18 protein-coding genes are annotated in these 22,916 nt (G+C 62.9%); 7 read left to right on the forward strand and 11 right to left on the reverse strand.

The genetic code is table 11. The annotated features are described in order from the left end of the window. Positions 1–87 precede the first annotated feature (87 nt). The 5 genes from PHS32_RS15410 to PHS32_RS15430 form a co-directional block, all read right to left on the reverse strand. Complete coding sequence (locus PHS32_RS15410; protein ID WP_301079922.1) at positions 88–1,491, reverse strand: sigma-54 dependent transcriptional regulator; 1,404 nt, start codon at positions 1,489–1,491, stop codon at positions 88–90. A 6-nt stretch (positions 1,492–1,497) separates the two neighbouring features. Then, positions 1,498–2,955 (reverse strand): ATP-binding protein, encoded by a 1,458-nt coding sequence (locus tag PHS32_RS15415; RefSeq protein WP_301079923.1) that lies wholly within the window; start codon positions 2,953–2,955, stop codon positions 1,498–1,500. Between the two features lie 153 nt (positions 2,956–3,108). Then, positions 3,109–4,440 carry a sigma-54 dependent transcriptional regulator gene (locus tag PHS32_RS15420; RefSeq protein WP_301079924.1) on the reverse strand — a complete coding sequence of 444 codons (1,332 nt, stop codon included), beginning with the start codon at positions 4,438–4,440 and terminating at the stop codon, positions 3,109–3,111. Further along, positions 4,406–5,878, reverse strand: coding sequence for a HAMP domain-containing sensor histidine kinase (locus PHS32_RS15425; protein WP_301079925.1), 1,473 nt, complete (start codon positions 5,876–5,878; stop codon positions 4,406–4,408). Before PHS32_RS15425 ends, PHS32_RS15420 begins: the two co-directional genes overlap by 35 nt. Next, positions 5,878–6,732, reverse strand: coding sequence for a PhnD/SsuA/transferrin family substrate-binding protein (locus PHS32_RS15430; protein ID WP_301079926.1), 855 nt, complete (start codon positions 6,730–6,732; stop codon positions 5,878–5,880). The genes PHS32_RS15425 and PHS32_RS15430 overlap by 1 nt, the downstream gene beginning before the upstream one ends. Before the next feature lie 472 nt (positions 6,733–7,204). Here PHS32_RS15430 and PHS32_RS15435 point away from each other — a divergent pair, with 472 nt between their 5' ends. The 4 genes from PHS32_RS15435 to mobB all read left to right on the forward strand — a co-directional run bounded on the left by PHS32_RS15435 (position 7,205) and on the right by mobB (position 11,846). After that, positions 7,205–9,763, forward strand: a complete 2,559-nt coding sequence (locus PHS32_RS15435) for a molybdopterin-dependent oxidoreductase (protein WP_301079927.1) — start codon at positions 7,205–7,207, stop codon at positions 9,761–9,763. Between the two features lie 32 nt (positions 9,764–9,795). Continuing rightward, complete coding sequence (locus PHS32_RS15440; protein WP_301079929.1) at positions 9,796–10,593, forward strand: 4Fe-4S dicluster domain-containing protein; 798 nt, start codon at positions 9,796–9,798, stop codon at positions 10,591–10,593. A 61-nt stretch (positions 10,594–10,654) separates the two neighbouring features. Next, positions 10,655–11,290 (forward strand): molecular chaperone TorD family protein, encoded by a 636-nt coding sequence (locus tag PHS32_RS15445; protein WP_301079930.1) that lies wholly within the window; start codon positions 10,655–10,657, stop codon positions 11,288–11,290. A 37-nt stretch (positions 11,291–11,327) separates the two neighbouring features. Beyond that, positions 11,328–11,846 carry a molybdopterin-guanine dinucleotide biosynthesis protein B gene (gene mobB, locus PHS32_RS15450; RefSeq protein WP_301079931.1) on the forward strand — a complete coding sequence of 173 codons (519 nt, stop codon included), beginning with the start codon at positions 11,328–11,330 and terminating at the stop codon, positions 11,844–11,846. Between the two features lie 5 nt (positions 11,847–11,851). Here mobB and PHS32_RS15455 read toward each other — a convergent pair whose 3' ends face one another. From PHS32_RS15455 to PHS32_RS15475, 5 genes are all read right to left on the reverse strand, one after another. Beyond that, entirely contained in the window at positions 11,852–12,415 is a 564-nt protein-coding gene (locus PHS32_RS15455; protein WP_301079932.1) for an RNA polymerase sigma factor, read from the reverse strand. A 41-nt stretch (positions 12,416–12,456) separates the two neighbouring features. Next, a complete protein-coding gene (locus tag PHS32_RS15460; protein ID WP_301079933.1) occupies positions 12,457–12,723 on the reverse strand; it encodes a carboxymuconolactone decarboxylase family protein in 267 nt (88 codons plus the stop codon). 140 nt (positions 12,724–12,863) lie between these two features. Continuing rightward, positions 12,864–13,805: an arsenite methyltransferase gene (locus PHS32_RS15465; protein ID WP_301079934.1), complete on the reverse strand. Its 942-nt coding sequence runs from the start codon at positions 13,803–13,805 to the stop codon at positions 12,864–12,866. 71 nt (positions 13,806–13,876) lie between these two features. Then, positions 13,877–14,197 (reverse strand): metalloregulator ArsR/SmtB family transcription factor, encoded by a 321-nt coding sequence (locus PHS32_RS15470; protein WP_301079935.1) that lies wholly within the window; start codon positions 14,195–14,197, stop codon positions 13,877–13,879. A gap of 201 nt (positions 14,198–14,398) precedes the next feature. Continuing rightward, the gene (locus PHS32_RS15475; RefSeq protein WP_301079936.1) at positions 14,399–16,519 is read right to left on the reverse strand and encodes a molybdopterin oxidoreductase family protein; all 2,121 of its coding nucleotides are present in this window, start codon (positions 16,517–16,519) and stop codon (positions 14,399–14,401) included. Between the two features lie 86 nt (positions 16,520–16,605). Here PHS32_RS15475 and PHS32_RS15480 point away from each other — a divergent pair, with 86 nt between their 5' ends. Both PHS32_RS15480 and PHS32_RS15485 read left to right on the forward strand, forming a co-directional pair. Next, complete coding sequence (locus PHS32_RS15480; protein WP_301079937.1) at positions 16,606–17,799, forward strand: M20 aminoacylase family protein; 1,194 nt, start codon at positions 16,606–16,608, stop codon at positions 17,797–17,799. 12 nt (positions 17,800–17,811) lie between these two features. Further along, positions 17,812–18,909 (forward strand): M14 family metallopeptidase, encoded by a 1,098-nt coding sequence (locus PHS32_RS15485; RefSeq protein ID WP_301079938.1) that lies wholly within the window; start codon positions 17,812–17,814, stop codon positions 18,907–18,909. A 26-nt stretch (positions 18,910–18,935) separates the two neighbouring features. Here the strand turns inward: PHS32_RS15485 and PHS32_RS15490 are convergent, their stop codons facing one another. Next, on the reverse strand, positions 18,936–21,206 hold the full coding sequence (locus tag PHS32_RS15490; protein WP_301079939.1) for a bifunctional diguanylate cyclase/phosphodiesterase: 2,271 nt from the start codon (positions 21,204–21,206) through the stop codon (positions 18,936–18,938). Positions 21,207–21,412: 206 nt separating this feature from the next. Here PHS32_RS15490 and pap point away from each other — a divergent pair, with 206 nt between their 5' ends. Then, on the forward strand, positions 21,413–22,915 hold the full coding sequence (pap, locus tag PHS32_RS15495; protein WP_301079940.1) for a polyphosphate:AMP phosphotransferase: 1,503 nt from the start codon (positions 21,413–21,415) through the stop codon (positions 22,913–22,915). Position 22,916: the final 1 nt, after the last annotated feature.

Here is a 22,916-nt window from a genome sequence, read left to right on the forward strand (position 1 = left end):
TAATCCCGGCGTTGGCATTCAAAATGTAAATAAGCCGTAACTTTTGAGTGTCAATTTGATCTGGCCCAAGGGTTGCGGTCTGTGTGTCTATACAGCCGCCTCGGTATCCCCGTTGCTCAGGTTGCCACGTGGCAATTCTTCCATCTTGCGGTACAGGCTCGACAGTCCTATCCCCAGCCTTTGGGCGGCCAGCTTGCGATCCCCCGCGGCGCCTTCGATGGCCTGCTGCAAGATGGCCAGTTCGTGCCTGCGCAACTGGTCGCGCAACAGCCCGTCCGAGCTGATCTCGGCGGCGGCCGAAGTCTGCGCCGAGGCGGTCCGGATCATGGTGGCAGGCAGGTCGGCAACCGAGATTTGGTTGTCCTCGGCCAGGATGCAGGCGCGGTTGATGACGTTTTCCATTTCGCGCACGTTCCCCGGCCAGGGGTGCGCCAGCAGAATTTCCTCGGCCAGCGAATCGATCGTCATGGCGTCCGACTCGTTGGTGCTGGGGCGCAGGTTGCGCAGCAGGAAGCGCATCAGTCCGGGCAGGTCGGCCCGCAACGCGCGCAAGGGCGGCAACTGAATCTGGAACATGCTGAGTCGGAAAAAAAGATCCTCGCGAAATTTTCCTTCCAGCACGCGCGCCGGCAGATCGGCATTGGTCGCCGCGACGATGCGGGTATCGACGCGTCGCACCTGCTCGCTGCCGACCGGCCTGATCTCCTTCTCCTCCACCATGTGCAGCAGCTTGGTCTGCATGGGCATGGGCAATTCGCCGATTTCGTCCAGAAAGATGGTGCCGCCGTCAGCTTGCAGGAACAGACCTTTGCGGGCCCGCTCGGCACCGGTGAAGGCGCCTTTGGTGTGGCCGAAAAATTCGCTCTCCAGCAGGTGTTCCGGCACGGCGCTGCAATTGACCTGAAGAAAAGGACCGTCGCGGCGTGGGCTCTGCTCATGGATCCGACGTGCCGTCACGCCTTTGCCGGTACCGCTTTCTCCGGTGATCAGAACCGTGCAGTCGGTCGGCGCCACCTTGCCCACCAGTCGCTCGACTTCGAGCATCCCGGGCGAACTAAAACGGTACAGCTTGGGCGCGCTGTCGCTGACCACCTTGCGCAAGGCCTTATTCTCCTCGCGCAAGCCGCGCAGTGCGTCGATTTGCGACAGCCGGTGCACCACTTCCTCGTAGCGAACGGGTTTGGTGATGTAGTCGGATGCCCCGGCCCGCAGCGCTTCGACCGCCGTTTCGAGCGAGGCAAAGCCGGTCACCATGATGAACGTGGTCTCGATCCCGGCGGCGCGACAACTGCGCACCAGATCGATGCCGTTGCCGTCCGGCATCTTGATGTCGCACAGCGACACGTCGACATCGCCGCGGGCCAGCTTGGCGGTGGCTTCGACGACCCCGCTGGCCTGGTCCACGGAATAGCCGGCCTTGCTCACGGCGGCGGCCAGGATTTGGCGTAAAGCGGGTTCGTCGTCGACAACGAGTACATGCAGGGATGACATGGTGGTTCAGGCTCCGGTAGGCGGTGTCGGCAAAGTCAGACGGATGCGCGCGGTGGTGCCGCTGCCGGGCTTCGATTCCAGCTCGATCCGGTTGCCACTGTCTTCGATCAGGGATTTGCACAGGAACAGGCCCAAACCGCGGCCCTTGTCCGGCGGTTTGGTGGTATAGGATTCCTCGAACGCGCGCGCCAGCACCTCGCTGCTCATGCCCTTGCCGTTGTCGTGCACCGTGATGCTCACTTCGCGCTCGGTCGCCTGCGTCGCGATGCGTATGGTCGGTTGGCGCTCGGTGACACCTTCCAGCGCATCGGCGGCATTGATCAGCAGGTTCATCAGCACTTGCGTCAGATGATCGGCGATGGCGCTGACCGCCGGGATCTGGGAATCGAGTTGCAGCACCATGTCGATGCGTCGAAAACGGTGGTCGTAGCCGATGAAATTGCAGGTGTTGCGCACCAGCGCGTTCAGATCGAGCAACTCCTGCTCGGGCGAGTGAGGCGCCGTGAGCTCGGCGATCTGGCGCGAAATGGTGGCGATGCGTTTGGCCTGCGCCAGGATTAACTCCGGTGGGTCGATACCGGTTTCGCCAGCCGCCGGGTAGCCGCCGCTGTCCTTCATCGACTGGGCAATGCCGGCAATGGCGGCGATCGGGTTGTTGATCTCGTGCGCGACGGCCGCCGCCAAGGAGCCGATGGCCGCCATCTTCTCCTTGTGAAAGCGTTGCTCGCGTGCGATTTCCAGTTGTTGCTCCCAGCGCCGCAATTCGAACTGCATGCGGTTGACGGCCTCCATCAGACCGCCCACTTCATCGTGGCGTGTAACTTCCAGCGGGGGGCCGCGATAGCCTGACACGATGTCCAGGGCGCGCGCCGCGAGTTTCTTGGCATCCAGGGCCAGCCGCGTCAAAAACAGTGTCACCACCGCGCCAAAAAACACCACGCCGAACAGGCCCATGAACAAATTGGTCACCGATATCGCGCCGTACACATCGCGGTAGCGGTCCCAAAGGATGTCCCGGCGCGTGCGCAGTTGGCGCGCCACCTGGTCCAGGTGCTCGGTCAATTCCCGCAGATTGTTTTTCAGCCCGGTCCCGCTGCCGGCGGGTTCCAGGCTCAGCTTGTTGAGATCCCGGTTCAGGCGCTCCATGTTCACTTCGAGTTCAGGATAAAACTCAAGCAAGCCCTGCAGGCCCGCCTGTGCCAGTTCCATATCGAGTGCCAGCTCGTCCTCAAACGCCGGGAGCACGGTTTCGGAGATGAACTTTTCCTGCCACTTGAGCAAGGTGTGCGACACCGCATAACTGGCTTTCGCGAGCGCGCTTTCCTGGGTGTAGATCTGCTCCAATTCCACGGCATAGCGCAACAGTTTGGCGCGTTCCTGCGCCAGGATGAGTGCCACCATCCCGATGTAACCCAGCAGCACCATGAAGGCCAGAATGCCCTTTGCGCGCAGCGTGAGTTTCATCGGGAACCTGGCAGGGTCAGACCCTGCCCAAATGTCTTCATATGCATCCGTGTCATGCGCTGCGCCAGTATACCGAGGCCGCTGCTCGCCGGTCCGGGCTGGGCGCGCTGTCGGCGGCCGGTATACGGTTCATGGATCCTCGCGTGACCGGGTCTATTGGGCATCGGTTTCCTTGTCGATGCCCAGTTTGCGCATTTTTTCCCACAGGTTTTTGCGGCTGATGCCCAGCGAGTCGGCGCAGCTTTGAATTTGCCACTGCTGGGCGGCCAGCGCACGGACGATGAAATCGCGCTCGCACTCGCTCAGATAGTCGCGCAAGCTGCTGGCCACATCCTGCTGGCCGCTGAGTTGCGGCGCCGGGCGGTCGAACAGGATGTCGTGCGAAATGGAGCGGCCGTCGCTCATCAGGCTGGCGCGCTCCAGGGCATTTTTCAGTTCCCGGATGTTGCCGGGCCAGGGATAGGCCTTGAGCGCGTGCTGGGCCGCCGGCGTCAATGTGGGCGGCGCCCTGCCACTGGCCGCGGCGATTTCCGCCAGCAGGGCGCGCGCCAGCGGCAGGATGTCCTCGGCTCGCTCGCGCAGCGGCGGAATGCGCAGCTCGACCACGTTGATGCGGTAATACAGGTCTTCCCGGAAGGCACCGCTGACGACCCGCTCTTGCAGCACCTGATGGGTAGCGCAGACCAGGCGCAGGTCGACCTCGATCGGTGTTTCGCCGCCCACCCGCACGATGCGGCGCTCTTGCAGCGCGCGCAGCAGCTTGACTTGCATGGGCAGCGGCATGTCGCCAATCTCGTCCAGAAACAAGGTGCCACCGTGGGCTTGCTCGAACACGCCTTTCTTGGTTCGGGCGGCACCGGTGAAAGCACCTTTTTCGTAGCCGAACAGTTCGGCTTCCAGCAGGCTCTCGGTCAGCGCGCCGCAATTGACGGCAATGAAGGGTTTGCCGCCGCCCGTCAATTGGTGCAGCGCTTGCGCCACCCGCTCCTTGCCGACGCCGGACTCGCCGGTGATCAGCACCGAGGCGGCGCTGCTGGAGAGGCGCTCCAGCATGGCCTCGATCTGTCGCATGGCAGGTGACAGCCCCAGTCCGCCGGGCCCCAGATCGTGGGCTGGCGCGACGAGGTCCTGAATCTTGTCGATCAAGGCGTCAAGGTCGAACGGCTTGGTGATGTAGTCTTGCGCCCCTTTCTTGAGCAGGCGCACGGCGCAGTCGATGTCGCCGTGACCGGTGATGAAAATGAACGGCGGCAAGTGGACGTGCTCGGCCAGCAGCTGCTCGAACAACGCATCCCCGCTGATATCGGGCAGGCGAATGTCGCTGATGGCCAGGGCGTAGTCCTGTTCGCGCAGTGCCCCCAGGGCCGCGTTGCCAGTGCGGTACCAGTCGCAATGCAGGCCCTCCAGGGCGAAGCGGTCGGCCAGCGATTCGCCCATGATTTCATCGTCTTCAAGCAGGCAGATTTTGGGCGGTACTGGCGTCATGGAGGGGGTCAAAAGGAAGGGTTACGGTAAAGCGCGTCAACGCGGGATTCGATTCGGCGCCTATGGTACCGCCCAGTTGGCTGACGATGGTGTAGCAGATCCACAGACCCAGGCCGTGGCCTTGTTCGGAGAAACTGGTAAACGGTTCGAACAGGCGGCCAAGTTGTTCCGCTGACAGCGACTTCCCGTCGTTTTCGACCTGCAAAACGAATCGGTCCCCGGCCACCTGGGCACGCACCGTCACATGCCCGGCCGGGCCGGCGGCGGCAATGGCGTTGAGCAGCAGGTTGATGAGCAACTGCCGCAGCAGGGTTGACGGCAGCGCGAGCTTGGCCGGCAGCTCGACCGACCAACCGAGTTGCGTGCCCTGTTTGTTCGCGGCCGGGGTCACCAGGATACGAATGTCTTCCAGGTCGCTGGGCGTCAGCGGCCGGTTCTTGACCTTGGTTTCTATCAGCAGCGCCGCCACCGTATCGCGGATTTGCGACAGGCCGCGTTCCAGCAGGGAAACGGTTTTCTGCGTCACCGGGTCGGGCTTGCCGTGGCGCTTGAGGGTGCTGATGGCGTTGAGCATGCCGCCCAGCGGATTGTTGATTTCATGCGCGATGCTGGCGCTCAGGCGGCCCACCGCCGCCATGCGCTCGCTGTTCACCATTTCTTTCTCGAATTCGGCTTTTTCACGCAACTTGGAAAGCAGGGTTTCGTAGGCCAGAAAGAGCTGACCGACCTCGTCCCGGTAGGGGTACAGCGCCGGGTCCAGCGCTTCGAGGTCGCCGCTGCCGATGCGCCGGATGCGATCCGTCACCATCTGCATCGGCAGCATCATGCGTCGGCCCCAATAGAAGGTGATGGGCAGCAGCACCGCCAGCACCGCCAAGGTGATCCAGAGCGCGCGATTGAGCAGGTGTGAAAAACGTTGCCACAGCAACGACTTGTTGTAGGTGACGATCAGGGTGCCGAGCCGCACGCCGTCATTGGCGATCGGAACGGCCACGAAAATTCGCTGCGCACCGGCCGCGGCACGCGAAAAGATGGCGGCGTCGGACGCCATCGGAAGCTCCTCCGCCAGGGCTTGATAGTCCGAGCCCAGCCGGGCCAGGTCGCTGAGCACCGGATGCTCATCGGGGCGCGAGGAAACATAAACCTTTCTGTCGTTGTCGAGCACGATCAGGCTCTCATGAAGCGCCGTTTCCGGGTGTGCCGAAAAAGGCAGCGAGACGATTTCAAAAGCGCCCCAAACGTTGTCGTGCAGCAGTGCCGGAAACAAGGAGGGTGCCATGGTGCGCCCGATGTCTTCGGCGTTTTGCAGCAGATCCTGGTTCAGGTTGTCCCACGCCTGCACCACGAAAGAGGTGGAGACGGCCAGCGCCGTGGCCAGGATCAGCCCGCCACCCCACAGCGGCAGCTTGAAACGCAGACTCAGATCGAACAAGCGCATCAGCGTTCGCCCGTGAGCCGCATCATCTCCGCCACCCGGTCGTACAGCTTGGGCGAGCCGGCGATGAAGCCGCTCAGGTTCAGCCGCTCCAGCAGCCGACGGCCGTGCGCGTCGTTTTTCATGTTCATCACGACGTCTTGCACCAGCAGAAAATCGGCCTCCGGCACACTGCTCTGGGCCACCAGCGGCGGGAAGCCGTACTCCTCGGACTTCCAGGCAATGCGTGTTTTGGCGGTAATGTCCGGACGCACTTTGTTCAATGCATCCCAGACATAGCTGTCAACCGCCGCGCCCTGGGCCAATCCCACGGCGACCGCGTCAATCGCCTTGCGGTGCGACCAGGTAAAAAAAGTCCGTTTGAAGAAGCTGGCCGGGTCCTGGCCGCTCTGCTTGATCTCGAAGCGCGGCACCAGGTAACCGGTGTTCGAATACGGATCGGCGTAGGCGAAGACGCGGCCTTTGAGATCGGCGACGCTGTGCGTTTGCAGGTCGCGCGCCGGAACGATCAGGTAGGAACGGTAGGTCGGCTTGCCTTCATTGAGCGCCACGGCCAGCAGGCGCAGCTCTTTTTTCAGCATCACGTAAGGGTAGTCGCAGATCCAGGCGAACTCGACCTTTTGTTGTTGCAGCAGATCCATGGTGTCGCGGTAGCGGTCGCGCTGCACAAACTCCACCGGGCGGTTCAGCCGGGCTTCCAGATAGTCCCGCCATTCGGCCAGCAGCGCATGCTGGTCGTGCAGGAAGGCCGGTGTCATGGCGAAGCGAAGGGTTCGTGCGTCGCTGCCACCCAGTGCGCTCAGGCACGATGCGCCAAGCCAGATGGCCAGGAGTATGAGTTTGAGAATTTTCGACATCCTGCTTCCTCGTTACCAGACGGTGACATTGAGCGGCTCAGAGGCTTTTCAGGTTACCTGCAGGTAACGTCATGCTGGGCATTTTTCAAGCAGCGCTGGAGACCCAGTCGGCCGCTTGAAAACGCAGTCAATTTTAGCGGCTTCGAAGGCCGGCGAAGCGCTGTCTGTGCGGGTTCCGAACGAAGGGTTCGAATCGGTGGCATTCACCGTTACCAAGGGGTAACGAACAAGCCGCCGGGCAGGGCGGCGGCAGAGGCGCGCAAACAGCAGCTGTCGGGTCGATTGCCAGGACCTGCTCTCCTCTGAAAAGGCCAGCTGAGTGACCCATGCCAGTGTCTTGGGCCAAAGGCTCGACCAGGGGTTTTTTAAGCGTGGCGCGAAGTTTGCTATCCCAAGCTCGGTCAGATTGAATTCCAGCGTGGGCAGTTGCGTCCAACGGCGAAGCGGTCGACCATCAAATCAGGAGCATGTTATGAGGCTGACGAGACGAATTTTCATCATGGCGTCGGGTATTTCCGCCGGATCGCTGGTTAGCGGCTGTGCCGCGGTGCCGGCCGCACCCGTGACCAGCGCCTTCACGCCGCGCAAGGCCAAGCCCTGCAGTCCCGCCGTTGGCGACTGGGTGGCCAGCACCTGCCAGGGCTGCACGCAATGGTGTGCGATCCAGATCTTCGTTCAGGCTGGCCGTGCCACGCGGGTGCGCGGCAACCCGTTGTCCAAGACCAACCACGGTTATGTCTGCCCGCGCGGCCACCTGATCCCGCAGCAGATGTACGACCCGGACCGCATCAAGACGCCGATGAAACGCACCAACCCCGCCAAGGGCCGGGGCATCGATCCGAAGTTCGTGCCCATCAGCTGGGACGAAGCGCTCAATACCGTGGCCGACAAGATGATGGCGTTGCGCACGGCGAAGGAAACGCACAAGCTTCTCTACATGCGCGGCCGCTATTCCCCCACCTCGACCGAGCTGCTTTACGGTACCTTGCCCAAGATCTTTGGCACCGGCAACTATTTCTCGCACAGCGCGATTTGCGCCGAGGCCGAAAAGATGGGCCCCGGTCTGACCCAGGGCTTCTTCGGCTACCGCGACTACGACCTGCCCAACACCAACTGCCTGGTGCTGTGGGGCACCGACCCGCTGGCCTCCAACCGCATGGTGCCCAACATGCAGAGCCGCTTCGCGGAGATCGTCAAACGCGGCACCGTGATCGCCATCGACCCCAGGTTGTCCAATGTCGCGGCCAAGGCACAGGAATGGCTGCCCGTCAGCCCCGGCACCGATGGTGCGCTGGCCGGTGCCATCGCGCACGTGCTGCTGACGGAAGGCCTGTGGAATCGCGAGTTCGTTGGCGACTTCAAGGAAGGCCGGAATTTGTTCGTCGCCGGCCAGGTGGTGGACGAAGCCGCCTTTGTCGAGAAGGAGAGTTACGGTCTGGTGAAATGGTGGAATCTGGTGCTCAGGAACCAGACGCCCGCCTGGGGCGCAAAAGAATCCCTGATCCCGGCCGAGCAGATCGTGCGGGTGGCCCGTGCCATGGGCAAGGCCGCCCCCAAGACGGTGGTCTACATGGGCCCCGGGGTGGCCATGACGCCGCGCGGCACCTACGCCGCCATGGCTGTCTATGCGCTCAACGGGCTGCTGGGCTCGGTCGATGTGGAAGGTGGTGTCTGGCAAAGCGCCAGCAGTCCACCGCTGGCCAAGTTCCCGAGCTTCGACAAGTACGTGGATGAACTGGCCAAGGCCGGTGGCCATGGCAAGAAGCTCGACGGCCGTGGCGCCAAGGACATGCCGGCCATGATGAACGCCAAGCCCGGCAGCGGCGTGGTGACCAACAACGTGGCCAACGGCATGCTGAAGGATCCGGGCGCGGTGAAAGTGATGATTTCGACCTGGTCCAACTTTGCCTTCTCCGCCACCGGGGCGCAGCGCTGGGAAAAAGCCCTGGCCGCCGTGCCGTTCTTTGTGCACCTGGTGCCCAACGCCTCGGAGATGACGCAGTTTGCCGATATCGTGCTGCCCTCGACCTTCAACGCGGCGGAGGGCTGGTCCATCGTCACCAACATGGGCAACGGCCATGCTTATGCATCCATCCAGCAAGCTGCCGTCAAGCGCCTGTGGGACGTCAAGCAGGAAGAAACCGAAGTGATGTGGCTGCTGGCCGAGAAGCTCAAGGCCAGGGGTTTTGCCAACCTGTTCGACTACTACGCCAAGGAATTCAAGGATCCCGAGAGCGGCAAGGCGCCGACCACGGCGTTGGAGTTCTCAGAGATCGCCGCCAAGATGACCAGCGCCCCGATTTGGAAAGCCAAAGAGCCGCTCAAGGGCGATGCACCCATCGCTGGCTGGGCGGAGTTCAAAAAGAAAGGCATGTTCAGCGGACCCAAGTACACCCTCAAGAAGGGCTGGGGCGGCAAGTTTGCCACCGCCACCAAGAGGTTCGAGTTCTACAGCGAGACCTTGAAGAAGGGCTTGCTGGAACACGCCAAGAAGTTCGAAACCAGCACCGACGACATCCTGACCGTGAGCGGTTACGTGGCGCGCGGCGAGCTGGCTTTCGTGCCGCATTACGAGCCGGTCAAACGCCATGGCAGCATGGCCGACTATCCGCTCACGTTCATCGACTACAAATCGCGTTTGAACCGCGAGGGTCGTTCCCAGAATCTGCCCTGGTACCAGGAATTCAAGAAGGTCGATCCGGGCGACGTGTCCTGGAGCGACGTGGTCAAGATGAATCCGGTCGATGGCGCCAAGCTGGGTTTGAAGAGCGGCGACAGCGTGAAGATCACTTCGGTCAGCGGAACGATCTCCTGCCAGCTCAAGTTGTGGGAGGGTGTGCGACCCGGCACGGTGGCCAAATGCTACGGTCAAGGGCATTGGGCTTATGGCCGTGTGGCGGCCAAGGATTACGCCAGGGCCGTGCCCAACGGTGGCAACAACAACGAAATCCTGGTCGATGACTACGACCGGCTGAGCGGTGCGACCGCCCGCAACGGCGGCTTCACCGGCGTGCGGATTCAAAAAGCCTGATCGCCCCCAACCCGCTACAGGAGTAATACATCATGTCAAGACTTGGAATGGTCATCGACCTCGCAAAATGCAACGGTTGCGGCGCCTGCGCCTTTGCCTGCAAGACCGAAAACAACACCCGGGATCGCGCCAATGCGCAGAGTTTCAACTGGGCCGATTTCCTGATGCGCACCGAAGGCACGTTCCCCAACACCAGGCACTTTGTGATGCCGGTGTTGTGCAACCACTGCAGCGAAGCGCCCTGCGTCGCCAAATGCCCTGGCAATCCGAAGAAGGCGGGTCCGGGCAACCCGTACAAGGCGCTGTTCAAGACGCCCGAGGGCATTACCCTGCACGATCCGGCGCTGTGCGTGGGGTGCCGGGAATGCCAGACCAATTGCCCGTACAGCCACGAGAAACTCGACGCTTCCAGCCTGGATGGCGGCAGCTACAGCGTGATCAGCTTCAACGCCATGGACGAGCCGACCCAGCCGCGCTGGGCCGACAAGAGCTCGGCCATCCCGGGTTGCACCGCTTCGGGCGCCGAAGTGGCCGCTCTGGCCGGCGCCGTGCCGCCCATGTTGAATGCATGGAAGGGCGGCGACCTGCAGCCCGTGCGCCAGGACGACGTGGTCGAGAAATGCACCTTCTGCTACCACCGTGTGCTAAACGGTCTACAGCCGGCGTGTGTGGAAGTCTGCGCATCCAAGGCGCGCATCTTCGGCGACCAGGACGATCCGAACAGTCAGATTTCGCAGATCCTCAAGACTGAAAAGAGCTTCCGTTTACTGGAAGAAAAAGGCACCAAACCCAACGTGCATTACATTGGCAAGTACAGCGCCCGCGCTTGATCGGCCCGGTGTCGCAGCGGGGGAACGGGTGGATGGGTTCCCTTTTGTTTCAGGAGCAGTGATGTCACAGTACCAGCCGGAGCAGGCCAGCGCACGCGAGGACTTGTGCCGCTTCCTCGCCGCCTGCTTTTACGAGCCGGCGCAAGAGTTCGCCCAAGAGCGTTTGTTTGCCTCCATGTCGGAGGCGGCCCAGCGCATCGATCCGGACCTTGCCGCCCGCGCCCGCGCACTGGGCGAAGCCTTTGCGGCGCAGGACCTCCCGACCCTGCTGCTGGACTACAGCCGGCTCTTTCTCGGGCCGGTGCGGCCGCTGGCCCAGCCTTATGGGTCGGTCTGGCTGAGTGGTCGAACGGGGCTGATGCAGGACTCGACCTTGGCGCTGCTGGCGCTTTACGACCAGGGCGGTTTTGCCATTGACGATGATTTTTGCGATTTGCCAGACCACGTGGCGGTGGAACTGGAGTTCCTGTACTTGCTGATCTTTACCCGCAACCAGGCGCTGAAGGCGGCCAACAGGCAGGATCAGGCGGCCGGTGAGTTGCTGCAAAAGCAGTTTCTTGCCGAACACCTGGGTGCCTGGATCGGTCCGTTCGCCGCTGCCGTCAAAGCCGGCGCCGAGACCGCCTTCTACCGTGAACTGGCCGAATTCGCCGAACGCTTCGTGCGCATGGAAGCGGGCACGCTGACAGTGCACTGATCGCTGCATGTGATACCAAGGAATTGCGGGCTCTGTCATGAAAATATTTGGTATCGCCGGGCATTCCGGCATGGGCAAGACCACGCTGCTGGAGCGGCTGGTACCTGAGATCGCCGCGCGCGACCTGGTGGTGTCGCTGATCAAGCACAGCCACAAGAACATCGACATCGACCGGCCCGGCAAAGACTCCTACCGCCTGCGTGAATCGGGCTGCAAGGAAGTGCTGCTGCTGGGCAACGACCGCTGGGCCTTGATGCACGAGTTGCGGGGTGCGCCGGAGCCGTCGCTGGACTACCTGCTGGACCGCATGCAGCACTGCGACCTGGTGTTGATCGAAGGTTTCAAGCACGGCAATTTTCCGAAACTCGAAGTCTGGCGCGCGTCGGTCGGCAAGCCGACACTGTGGCCCGACTGGCCCGGCATTGTCGCCATCGCCAGCGATACGCCGCCGGCCTCGCCGTCTGAGTTGGGTGTAACGCCGGGTCTGGCGCAACTGGACCTGGCGGACAGTGCCGCAATAGCGGCGTTCGTGCTGTCGCACGCCGTCGCGCGTTGATTCGGTCAGGCCTTGCGATCGCAACGAAACACGCTGTCCTGATCGCGGTAGAACTGGCACTGCCGGGTCAGCGCGTCCTTCAGACGAAGCCGTGCGCGGTGAATCCTGATCTTGGCCGTGGCCACCGAGCAGTCGCAAATCTGGGCGGTCTGCTCGGCGGAGAGCGCTTCCAGATCGTGCAGGATGAGGGCCGAGCGGTAGCTCTCGGGCAGGCTGTCGATGACGCCGCGGATGCAGTCGTTCATCTGGCCCACCACCAGTTGCTCATCGGGCGCGCGCTCCGGATCAACCGGTTCGTCGACTTCGTCCAGTTCCACGATGCGCGTCCTGCGCTCCGGCTGGCGCAGGTAATCGGCCGCCACGCGGTTGGCGATGGCAAATGCCCAGGTCTTGAGCGAGGAGCGTCCGGCAAAAGAGGCCAGCCCCCGGTGCACGCGCAGCAGGGTTTCCTGAGACAGCTCTTCTGCCACGGCCCGGTCGCCGACGTAGCGCTCCAGGTAGCGCCGCAGCGGCGGCGCCAGCTCGTCGGCGATGTCACGGAACGTGGCGGGTGCGGCAACACCATTCATTTCACGTTCCTCAAGCAATACTCCGGCGCCGCATCAAGCGCTTAGTTGCAGCCGCATCCGGCCGCCGGCGCGGCTGGGCTTGCCGCGGCCGCCACCGACGGCAGCAGGTTCAGCGCGGTCTGCAAGGTCTTGCGCGCCGGGACTTGCCGAATCTTGTCGGCATGCAGAATTGCGGCGTGGATTTCCGCGTCGCTCAGACCGGCTTTGCGGGACTCCGGAATATGGAACTCGATGCAGGGCACGCAATTGCTGCCCATGGCGGCGCCCAGGGCCACCAGTTCACGCTCGCGGGGGGATAAGTCACTCATGATGTTTTCCTTTTGGTTTCGGTTGTCAAGCAAGGGATGATTTTTTTTCCTCATCCGCTGACTTGGACGGGTTTCCCGACCCAAGGGATACACCCGTCGCCCCGCCAACCTTGCTTTCCCCAGTCCGGCTGAGGCGGCACTCAGCGCGGTTTGACCGCGCGAATGAAGCCGCTGACGAACTTGCCGTCGACTTGCTGCGCCAGTTGCTGCAGGTCGCTGCCCTGTCCGGTCAACCAGCCTTGCGCATCGTCGGCGCTGTAGACGCGGGTCACCTCGATGTCGGCTTGCTCGAAGCCGGCGCTGGCCAGTTTGGCCAGGTAGTCCTGGTCCGACAAGGCACCGGCCACGCAGCCGACCCATAACTCCATGCTTTTGCGGATCGCGGGCGGCATATCGCCGCGCACCACCACGTCGGAGACGGCAAAGCGGCCGCCCGGTTTGAGCACGCGAAACGCTTCCTGCAAAACCCGGTCCTTGTCGGCCGAGAGATTGATGACGCAGTTGGAGATGATGACGTCGACCGAGTTGTCGGGCAGCGGGATGTCCTCGATCTCGCCCTTCAGAAAGTGCACGTTGGTCAGGCCGCTCTTGCGCTTGTTCTCTTCCGCCAGGGCCAGCATCTGATCGGTCATGTCCAGGCCGAAAGCCCTGCCGCCGGGGCCTACGCGCTTGGCCGACAGCAGCACGTCGATGCCGCCGCCGGAGCCCAGGTCCAGCACCGTCTCGCCGGCCTTGAGTTCGGCCAGCGCGGTCGGGTTGCCGCAGCCCAGCGACGCCAGCAACGCCTTCTCGGGCACTTCGCCGGACTGCAAGGCGTCGTACAGGTTGGACGTGATCGGGTCGGTGCCAGCGCTGGCGTCGCCGCAGCAACTGCCCCGGCTGCCCTGCGCCACGCGCGTCGCCGCCTGGCCGTACTTCTGTTTCACAATCTCCTTGACACTGCCGGCAGACTCGCCCTCGCCCTTCGATGGCCTGGTGGCGGCTGCAGCGGCGGGCGCGCAGCAGGCGCTGGTTGCGCTTGCCGCGGGGGATTGCCTGGGGGCGCAGCAGCTGGAAAATTGTTCTGTGAGAGTGGATTTCATAAACCTATGTCCTTAGTGATATGGTGTTTCCGGGTTAAAAAAATTTTCGATGCGTGAGGTTCTGGCAGCGCTCAGCGGGAGGTCTTGCGCGCGGGAGCGCGAAGCGCCACGCCCTGGCAGCAATTCAATTGAACAAACTGGATCATTTCATTGAGCGCCGGGTAATTCGCCTTGCAGCGAACCGCGCGCCCTTCTTTTTCCTGCGTCACCAGATCTGACTGCACCAGTTCGCGCAGGTGAAAAGCCAGGGTCGAGGCGGGACGCTCCAGCGCCGACTGCAACTCGCCTATGGTCAGCCCGGCGGGACCCGACTGCACCAGCAGCTGAAACAGCTCCAGGCGGTTTTCATGGCCCAGGCTGGCCAGACGTTTGGCGACGGTTGAAATGCTCATGGCGCAACTATATACCTACGTTTATAGTTATGTCAAATCCAGATTGCGTTCCCGCATCGGAGACGCTGGCTTGCGGGCCTTATTGGGGCTTTCATAAATCATGACGCCCACAAGGAGAGACACTGTCATGCCGGCCCCGGATCGAGTCCGGGATTTCAAGGCTGTCATCCCGGACTCGATCCGGGATCCATGGATTGCGGGTCAAGCCCGCAATGACAGTGTTGCATCGGCTTTCACGGCCTCTTTCTCGACCTGCACCAGGCAATCGTAAAACGTAGGCGCCCGTCCCAGGTCGGTCAGGGCCTGGCTGGTCAACTGGTTCACGTTGGTACCGGCTAGCCCCAGTTTGCGCCACCAGACGCCCAGGCCGTTGACCACGCCGACTCTGGCGCGGTTGGAGATTTTCAGCTTGCAGCGGTAGACGCCGCGCTGGTTGAAGACCCGCACCACGTCGCCGCTTTGCAGGCCGCGCGCGGCGGCGTCGGAGGCGTGCATTTCCAGCAGGGGTTCGCCTTCGATGTCGCGCAAGCTTTTTACATTGACAAAGGTCGAGTTCAAGAAGTTGCGCGCCGGCGGCGAGATCATGGCCAGCGGGTAAGCGCTGGATGAATTGAAGGCCTCGTAATTGGGCACATGATCGGGCAGCCCGTCCAGACCTTGCGCCGCCAGTCGGGCGCTGAAGAATTCGCATTTACCGGAGGGCGTAGGGAACTTGCCATCGGCAAAAGGCGCGTCTTCGGTGCTCAAGGTAGCAAAACCCTTGGCCAGCAGTTGCTCAAAGTCGACGGCGTTGCCATAGGCCATGCGGCACAGTGTCATGTCGTCGTCGGCAAATGAGGGTTCGGTGTAGCCCATCTGCTGCGCCAGTTCGCGAAAGATCTGTGTGTTGGGTTTGGCCTCGCCCAGCGGCGCAACAGCCGGGCGGTTCAGCAGTACATCGGTGTGGCCATAACTTGAATGCACGTCCCAGTGTTCCAGTTGCGTGGTGGCGGGCAGGATGTAGTCGGCGTAGTCGGCAGTGTCGGTCTGGAAATGTTCCAGCACCACGGTAAAGAGGTCCTCACGCAGGAAGCCCTGCACCACCTTGCCCGACTCGGGCGCCACCGCCACCGGGTTGCTGTTGTAGACGATCAGCGCCTTGATCGCCGGGCCGAATGCCGCGCTGGCCGGAAGCAGCAGATCGTCGCCGATGGTGCTCATGTTGAGGGTGCGCGGCCTGCGGTCGGCCAGTAAATCGGGCCGCTGCAGCGCGTTGCGGTCGACCGGAAAAGTGCCCGAACTGGTCAGCAGCACACCGCCGGCGCGCTGCCGCCAGGCGCCTATGAGTGCGGGCAGGCAGGCAATCAGGCGCACCGCATTGCCGCCACCATGGACGCGCTGCATGCCGTAGTTGACGCGGATGGCGGCCGGCTCCCGGCTGGCGGCGCAAGCACCGTAGTCCTTGGCCAGGGCGCGGATCTGTTCGGGCGTGATGCCGCAGACCTGCGCGGAGCGTTCCGGCGGCCACTGCAAGGCGCGCTGGCGCAGCAAATCCCAGCCCAGCGTGTGTTGCGCCAGGTAGTCGTGGTCCAGCCAGTCATTGACGATCAGCTCATGCATCAGCGCCAGCGCCAGGGCGCCGTCGGTACCCGGCAGCAGCGCGATATGTTCATGGCATTTGTCGGCCGTTTCGCTCTTGCGCGGGTCTATGCAGACCAGTTTGGCGCCCTGGCGTTTGGCCTCCTGGGCGTAGCGCCAGAAGTGCAGGTTGCTGGCGATCGAGTTGCTGCCCCAGATCAGGATCAGCTTGGCCTCGGCAAAAAACTCCACCCGCATGCCCAGCTTGCCGCCCAGCGTCTGGACCAGTCCCTCGCAACCGGCCGAGGCGCAGATGGTGCGGTCCAGCAGGGAAGCGCCCAGCTTGTGGAAGAAGCGCATGGCCATGCTGTCGCCCTGCACCAGCCCCATGGTGCCGGCGTAGCTGTAGGGCAGTATGGCTTGCGCGGCGTCAGGCCCGGGTGCGGCAATGGCTTTGAGCCGGGTCGCGATGTCGCTCAGCGCGGCATCCCAACTGACGCGCTGGAACTGACCCGAACCCTTGGCGCCGATGCGTTTGAGCGGATGCAGGATGCGCTCCGGGTGGTAAGTGCGCTCCGGGTAGCGTGACACCTTGGTGCACAAGGCGCCGTCAGTGTGCGGATGGTCCGGATTGCCCTGCACCTTGATGGCGACGCCATGGGCCACGGTGGTCAGCAGCGAGCAGGTGTCCGGACAGTCGTGCGGGCAGGCGCCCAGTACCTGGGTGGCGGCGGCGTCAGCCACGGGAGGGGAGATTTGGTTCATGGGCAGGGGGTGAGTGTGTGCGTGTATTTTGGCCCACAAAGCGCATTTCTGCACTTGGCGATAGACTTGGAAGATTAGGAGTATTCATGAAAATTATCGATTCCATCGTTACCCAGGCGGCCGGTATTGCCGCCATTCGCCGCGATATCCACGCCCACCCCGAGTTGTGTTTTGAAGAAGTTCGCACCGCCGACCTGGTGGCGCAAAAGCTGACCGAGTGGGGCATCCCGATTCACCGCGGCCTGGGCACCACCGGCGTCGTCGGTATCGTCAAGGGCGGCACCTCCACGCGCGCCATCGGCTTGCGCGCCGACATGGACGCGTTGCCGATGCAGGAGTTCAACACCTTTGGCCACGCCAGCCAGCAAGCCGGCAAGATGCACGCCTGCGGGCATGACGGGCACACCGCCATGCTGCTGGCGGCGGCCCAGCATTTTGCCAAGAACCGTAATTTCGACGGCACCGTGTACCTGCTGTTTCAGCCGGCCGAGGAGGGCGGCGGCGGCGCCCGCGAGATGATCAAGGACGGTTTATTCGACCAGTTTCCGATGGATGCGGTGTTCGGCATGCACAACTGGCCCGGCTTTGAAGTGGGTAAATTCGCCGTCAGCCCGGGGCCCGTGATGGCCTCCAGCAACGAGTTCAAGATCACCATCCGAGGCAAGGGCGCCCATGCAGCGGCGCCGCACAACGGGCTCGACCCGGTGCCGGTGGCCTGCCAGTTGGTGCAGGCTTTTCAAACCATCATCAGCCGCAACAAGAAGCCGATCGATGCCGGAGTCGTTTCGGTCACCATGATCCACGCCGGCGAGGCCACCAACGTGATCCCCGACAGCTGCGAGTTGCAGGGCACCGTGCGCACCTTCACGACCGAGGTGCTGGACCTGATAGAGCAGCGCATGAAGCGCATCACCGAGCACACCTGCGCCGCCTTCGACATGAAATGCGAGTTCGAGTTTGTGCGCAATTACCCGCCCACCACCAACAGCGCCGCGGAGTCGGAGTTTGCGCGCCGGGTGATGGTGAGCATCGTCGGCGCCGACAATGTGATGGTGCAGGAACCGACCATGGGCGCGGAAGATTTCTCCTACATGCTGGAAGCCAAACCGGGTTGCTATTGCTTCATCGCCAACGGCGACGGCGCGCACCGGGACATGGGGCATGGCGAGGGTCCCTGCATGCTGCACAACCCGAGCTATGATTTCAACGATGACATGATTCCCCTGGGCGCCACCTACTGGGTGCGCCTGGCCGAGGAATGGTTCAAAACCGCAGCTTGACAGGAAGCCAACATGATGAACGTGGTCGAAGCGTTTTCCGCCAGCTACGCCCAGGCGCGCGCCAAGTTTCTGGCGGCCGCAGCCGGCGCTGGTTTGCCGGTGACTTCGCACGTTCATCCGCGCACCGGGCGCGACGGTGAGGTGCTGGCGATGGACGTGGTGCTGGACGGCGCACCGGATGCTGACAAACTGCTGATCGTCAGCAGCGCCTGCCATGGCGTCGAAGGCTACTGCGGCAGCGGCGTGCAGGTGTATGCGCTGCATGATCAGGAATGGCGGGCCAAGGCTCGCGCGCAAGGTGTGGCGGTGCTGTACGTGCATGCGCTCAACCCGTTCGGCTTTTCCCATGTGCGCCGCACCACCCACGAAAACGTCGATCTGAACCGCAATTTTCAGGACTTCAGCAAGCCTCTGCCGGTCAACGCGGCGTATCGAACCATTCATCCCCTGTTGCTACCCCAGCACTGGCCACCGGATGCCGACAACGCCGCCGCCATTGCCGCCTTCATCCAGAAGCATGGCCCGGGCGCGTTCCAGTCAGCCGTGTCAGGCGGGCAGCACGAGTTTCCCGAGGGCCTGTTTTTTGGCGGCACCGAGCCGACCTGGAGCAACCGGACGATTCGCCAGGTGTTGCGCGATTCGGCCCAAATAGCGCGCAAGATCGCCTGGATCGATCTGCACACGGGCCTCGGGCCCAGCGGCGTCGGTGAGCGCATCTTTGCCTGCAAGGACGACCAGGCCGCGCTGGCGCGCGCCCGTCAATGGTGGGGCGGCAACGGCGCGACGCCGGTGACCTCCATTTATGACGGATCGTCGACCTCGGCGTTCCTGACCGGGCTGATGTGGATGTCCGTCTACCAGGAGTGCCCGCAGGCCGAGTACACGGGCCTGGCCATGGAGTACGGCACGCTGCCATTCCCGGAAGTGACGCAGGCGCTGCGCGCCGAGCACTGGCTCAACATTCACCCGGAAGCGTCGCCGGCGTTGGCCAAGCAGATCAAGCAGCAGATGATGGATGCCTTCTACACCGACACCGACGTCTGGAAAGACCGCATCGTCAGCCAGGCCCGGCAAGCCTTGTTGCAGGCGGTGGACGGGCTCGGCCGTTGAATCGAAACCGGATCGAAGGCGACCCTTTAACCTGAAATCGAAAGGGGCAGGCATTCGAACTCCGGCCTTGGCATTGGCTTCCCGTAGAAATATCCCTGCGCGATCTCGCAACCATGCGCGCGCAGGAAGGCCGCCTGTTTTTCTGTCTCCACCCCTTCGGCCACCACCTGGTATCCAAGGCAATGCGCGATGGTCAGGATCGCCTTCACCAGTTCGGCACTTTGGCTTGAGGTGGCGATGCCCCCGATGAATGATCGATCGATCTTCAAGGTATCGATTGGAAAACGGGACAGATAGCTCAACGCCGAATAACCGGTGCCAAAATCGTCGATGGCAATCGAAATGCCCATCGACCTGAACGCCTTGAGCATTCCCAGCACTTCGCTGGCTTCATCCAGCAGCAGACTCTCGGTAATCTCCAGTTCGATCCACTCCGGATAACATCCCGTCGACTCCAGCACCTCGCGTACCAGCCCGACCAGATTGCCCGTCTGGAATTGACGGGCAGACAGGTTAATCGCCGTTTTGTGCAGTGGCTTGCCGATGCCGTTCCATGCAAAAGCCGCCTCACAAGCCTGACGCAACACCCATTCGCCGATCTCGACGATCAGGCCGCTGTCCTCGGCGATGCTGATGAATTTGTCCGGCGGCACCATGCCGCGCTGCGGATGCTTCCAGCGCAGCAGTGCCTCGGAACCGATGAGGACTCCGTCGCGAAGTCGCACCTTGGGCTGGTAATGCAGCGCCAGTTCCTTGCGGGCGAGGGCCTGGCGCAGGTCGGATTCCAGCATCAGGCGCTCGTTGGCGCTCTCGGTCAGCGCTCTGGAATAGAAGCGGAACCGGTTGCGACCGGATTGCTTGGCAAGATACATTGCCGAGTCGGCGAATTTCAGCAGGTCGTCGGCCTCAGTGCTATCGGACGGATACAGCGCGATGCCGATGCTGCACGAAACGAAGACCTGCTTGCCGTCCAGCAGGAAAGGCCGGCTGAGCGCATCAAGCATCTTGGTGGCGACCCGTCCCAAGTCGTCGCCGGAACGGAGCTCCGGCAACAGGATGGCAAATTCATCCCCGCCCAGCCGTGCCACCGTGTCATAGGCGCGAACGCAGGCGCCCAGCCGCGCAGCCGTTTCGCGGAGCAATTCATCGCCGGCCGGATGGCCCATCGTGTCGTTCACGGTTTTGAAATGATCCAGGTCGAGCATCATCACGCCGGCCAATTGCCCGTGCCGGGAAGCTTCGGTGATGGTCTGGCGCAGCCGGTCGCCGAATAGCGCGCGGTTCGGCAGCAAAGTCAGCGCATCGTAAAACGCCATTTGGTGTATCTTCACGCGGGAGGCGCTCAGTTCCGTGATGTCGCGCCCCACTGCCAGCACGGTCGCCACATCGCCGGTCGCGCCGAACTCCGGTGTCAGGCGAATCAGGCTGCAAACCTCCCAGCCCTGCCGGTCTGCCCATTTCAACTCGAATTCGGTCCCCTTCCCGCTGGCAAACACCTTGGCGAGAGCGGCTTCGTACCTCTGGGCATCGGCGTAGACCGGGCGTTCGGAGGGCGTCTTGCCCAGTAGGGCGTCGGCGCTGCCCTCGGCCTGCGCGGCGTAAGCGGGATTGACATAGCGGCGGCGGCAATCACGTCCGTAACGTGCGATGGTGTCCGGCGAGTTTTCCGCCAGGCTGCGAAATTCGCGCTCGCGGGCCGCCAACTGGTCTTCCAGGCGTTTACGCTCGGTGATGTCGCGCACGAAAGCCACGTTCATCATCTGCCCTTGATATTCGAACAAAGATCCTTGCATCTCCACCGGGAACAGGCTGCCGTCGCGGCGCCGGTGGCGGGTGTTGATCGTCACGCTGCCCCGCGCCAGCAACTGCGCATGAATCTGCTGGGCATGTTCCCGTGTGACGTCGGGATCGATATCAGGGGGCGTCATCGCCAGCAATTCTTCCCGCGAGTAATCCAGGGAACGGCAAGCTTCATCGTTGACATAGACAAAGCGCAGATCGGGACCGATCAGGTAGATCGCCTCGCGAGCTTTGTCGAGAATGAATTCCTTCAGATGGAGTTCCTGCTCTGGCGTGCCGCGACGCGACGCGCCCATTTCGTTGGACCTCCCGGCAACCGCATCCTGCTTCTCCCTCGCCGGTTGGGTTGGCGCAGTCGCGGATTCTTCCGGGTAACGCTCACTGAACATGGGATTCTCTTGTTGGTTCTTCGTTGATTTCACTGACATTTCTTCCGTACCCCCGGCCCCCTCTCCAGCTCGCCGCAATGAAACAGCCCCCCGCGGATGGTCCAGCATCGCGGCTCCAATGTTATCCGAGGCCTTGCCGCGATCAGTCGCGGACGAGCGGCAAGGATCAGGTTCACTTTCCGGTTCCGTCGGTGCCGGGCCACAGCGTGACGGCCAGAGAGATTTTTATTCGCACCCGATGCCTGATGCAGGACAATATCCGCCCCGCAGTGTCACGCTGTAATCAAGCCCTCAGCCTTGCCGGAGACAGCCTCATGTTCGAATCCGCCGAAATCGGCCACCAGATTGGCAAAAAGGAATACAAGCAGCGCGAGCCGGTGCTGCGCGAGGAATTGCTGCGGGTCCAGTACGAACTGCTGGCGCAGGCCAAGTTTCCGGTGCTCATCCTGGTCAACGGGGTGGACGGCGCCGGCAAGGGCGAGACCGTCAACCTGTTCAACCAGTGGATGGACCCGCGCCACATCCGCACCGAGGCCTTCAGCGCCTTCGCCGACGAGGAGCACGGCCTGCCGGAAATGTGGCGTTTCTGGCAGGCGCTGCCGGCCAAGGGGCACATCGGCATCCTGTTCGGCTCCTGGTACAGCGCCCCGATCGTGGCGCGCGCCATGGGGCACGAGAAGAGCGCGCGCTTCGCCCAGCGGCTGGAGCGCATCCGCCAGTTCGAGCGCATGCTGGTGGCCGAGGGCACGCTGCTCATCAAGTTCTGGTTCCACCTGTCCAAGGCGGCGGCACGCCAGCGTTTCAAGGTTCTGGAAGCCGACCCCAAGAACGCCTGGCGCGTGACGCCGCAGGACTGGGAGCGATTCAAGCATTACGATGGCTTTATCAAGGTGACCGAGCAGGCCTTGCGCAAGACCAGCACCGGTGAGGCACCCTGGCTGGTGATCGAGGGCAGCGACCCGGCCTACCGCTCGCTCACCGCCGGCCAGTACCTGCTGGACGCGCTCACACAGCGCCTGGCCGGTCAGGAGCCCAGCGTGGCGGCCCCGGCGCCGGTGCCGCCGCCAGCGCTGGACCAGCGCAGCCTGCTGAGCGCCTTCGACTACGACCGTGCCCTGACACTCAAGGCTTACCAGCGTCGGCTGGAGGCCTTGCAAAGTCGGTTGAACGGGCTGATGCGCAGCCCGGACATGCGCCAGCGCTCGCTGGTGCTGGTGTTCGAGGGCATGGACGCGGCTGGCAAGGGCAGCACGATACGGCGCGTCACGCAGGCGCTGGACGCGCGGCAATACCATGTGGTGCCGGTGGCCGCGCCGACCGAGGAGGAGCGCGCCCAGCCCTACCTGTGGCGCTTCTGGCGCCATCTGCCGCGCCACGGCCATGCGGCCTTGTTTGACCGCTCCTGGTACGGCCGGGTGCTGGTGGAGCGGGTGGAAGGCTTCTGTGCCGAAAGCGACTGGATGCGGGCGTTCGATGAGATCAACGCGTTCGAGGAGCAATTGGCGGAGGCCGGCGCGGTGGTTGTGAAGTTCTGGCTGGCGATCACGCCCGATGAGCAACTGCGCCGTTTCAACGAACGCAAGGCGACGCCTTACAAGAACTTCAAGATCACCGACGACGACTGGCGCAACCGCGAAAAGTGGCCCCAGTACCAACGCGCCATCGGCGACATGATTGACCGCACCTCGACCGACCTGGCGCCGTGGCACGTGGTGGCCTCCAACGACAAGCTGTTCGCGCGCATCGAGGTGCTCAGCACCTTGTGCCAGCGGCTGGAGCAGGCCTTTGCGGCCAGCTCATTGAAGAAGAAGCGCTGAC

It is taken from the genome of Rhodoferax sp. (genome assembly GCF_028714215.1).
Lineage (GTDB): Bacteria > Pseudomonadota > Gammaproteobacteria > Burkholderiales > Burkholderiaceae_C > Rhodoferax.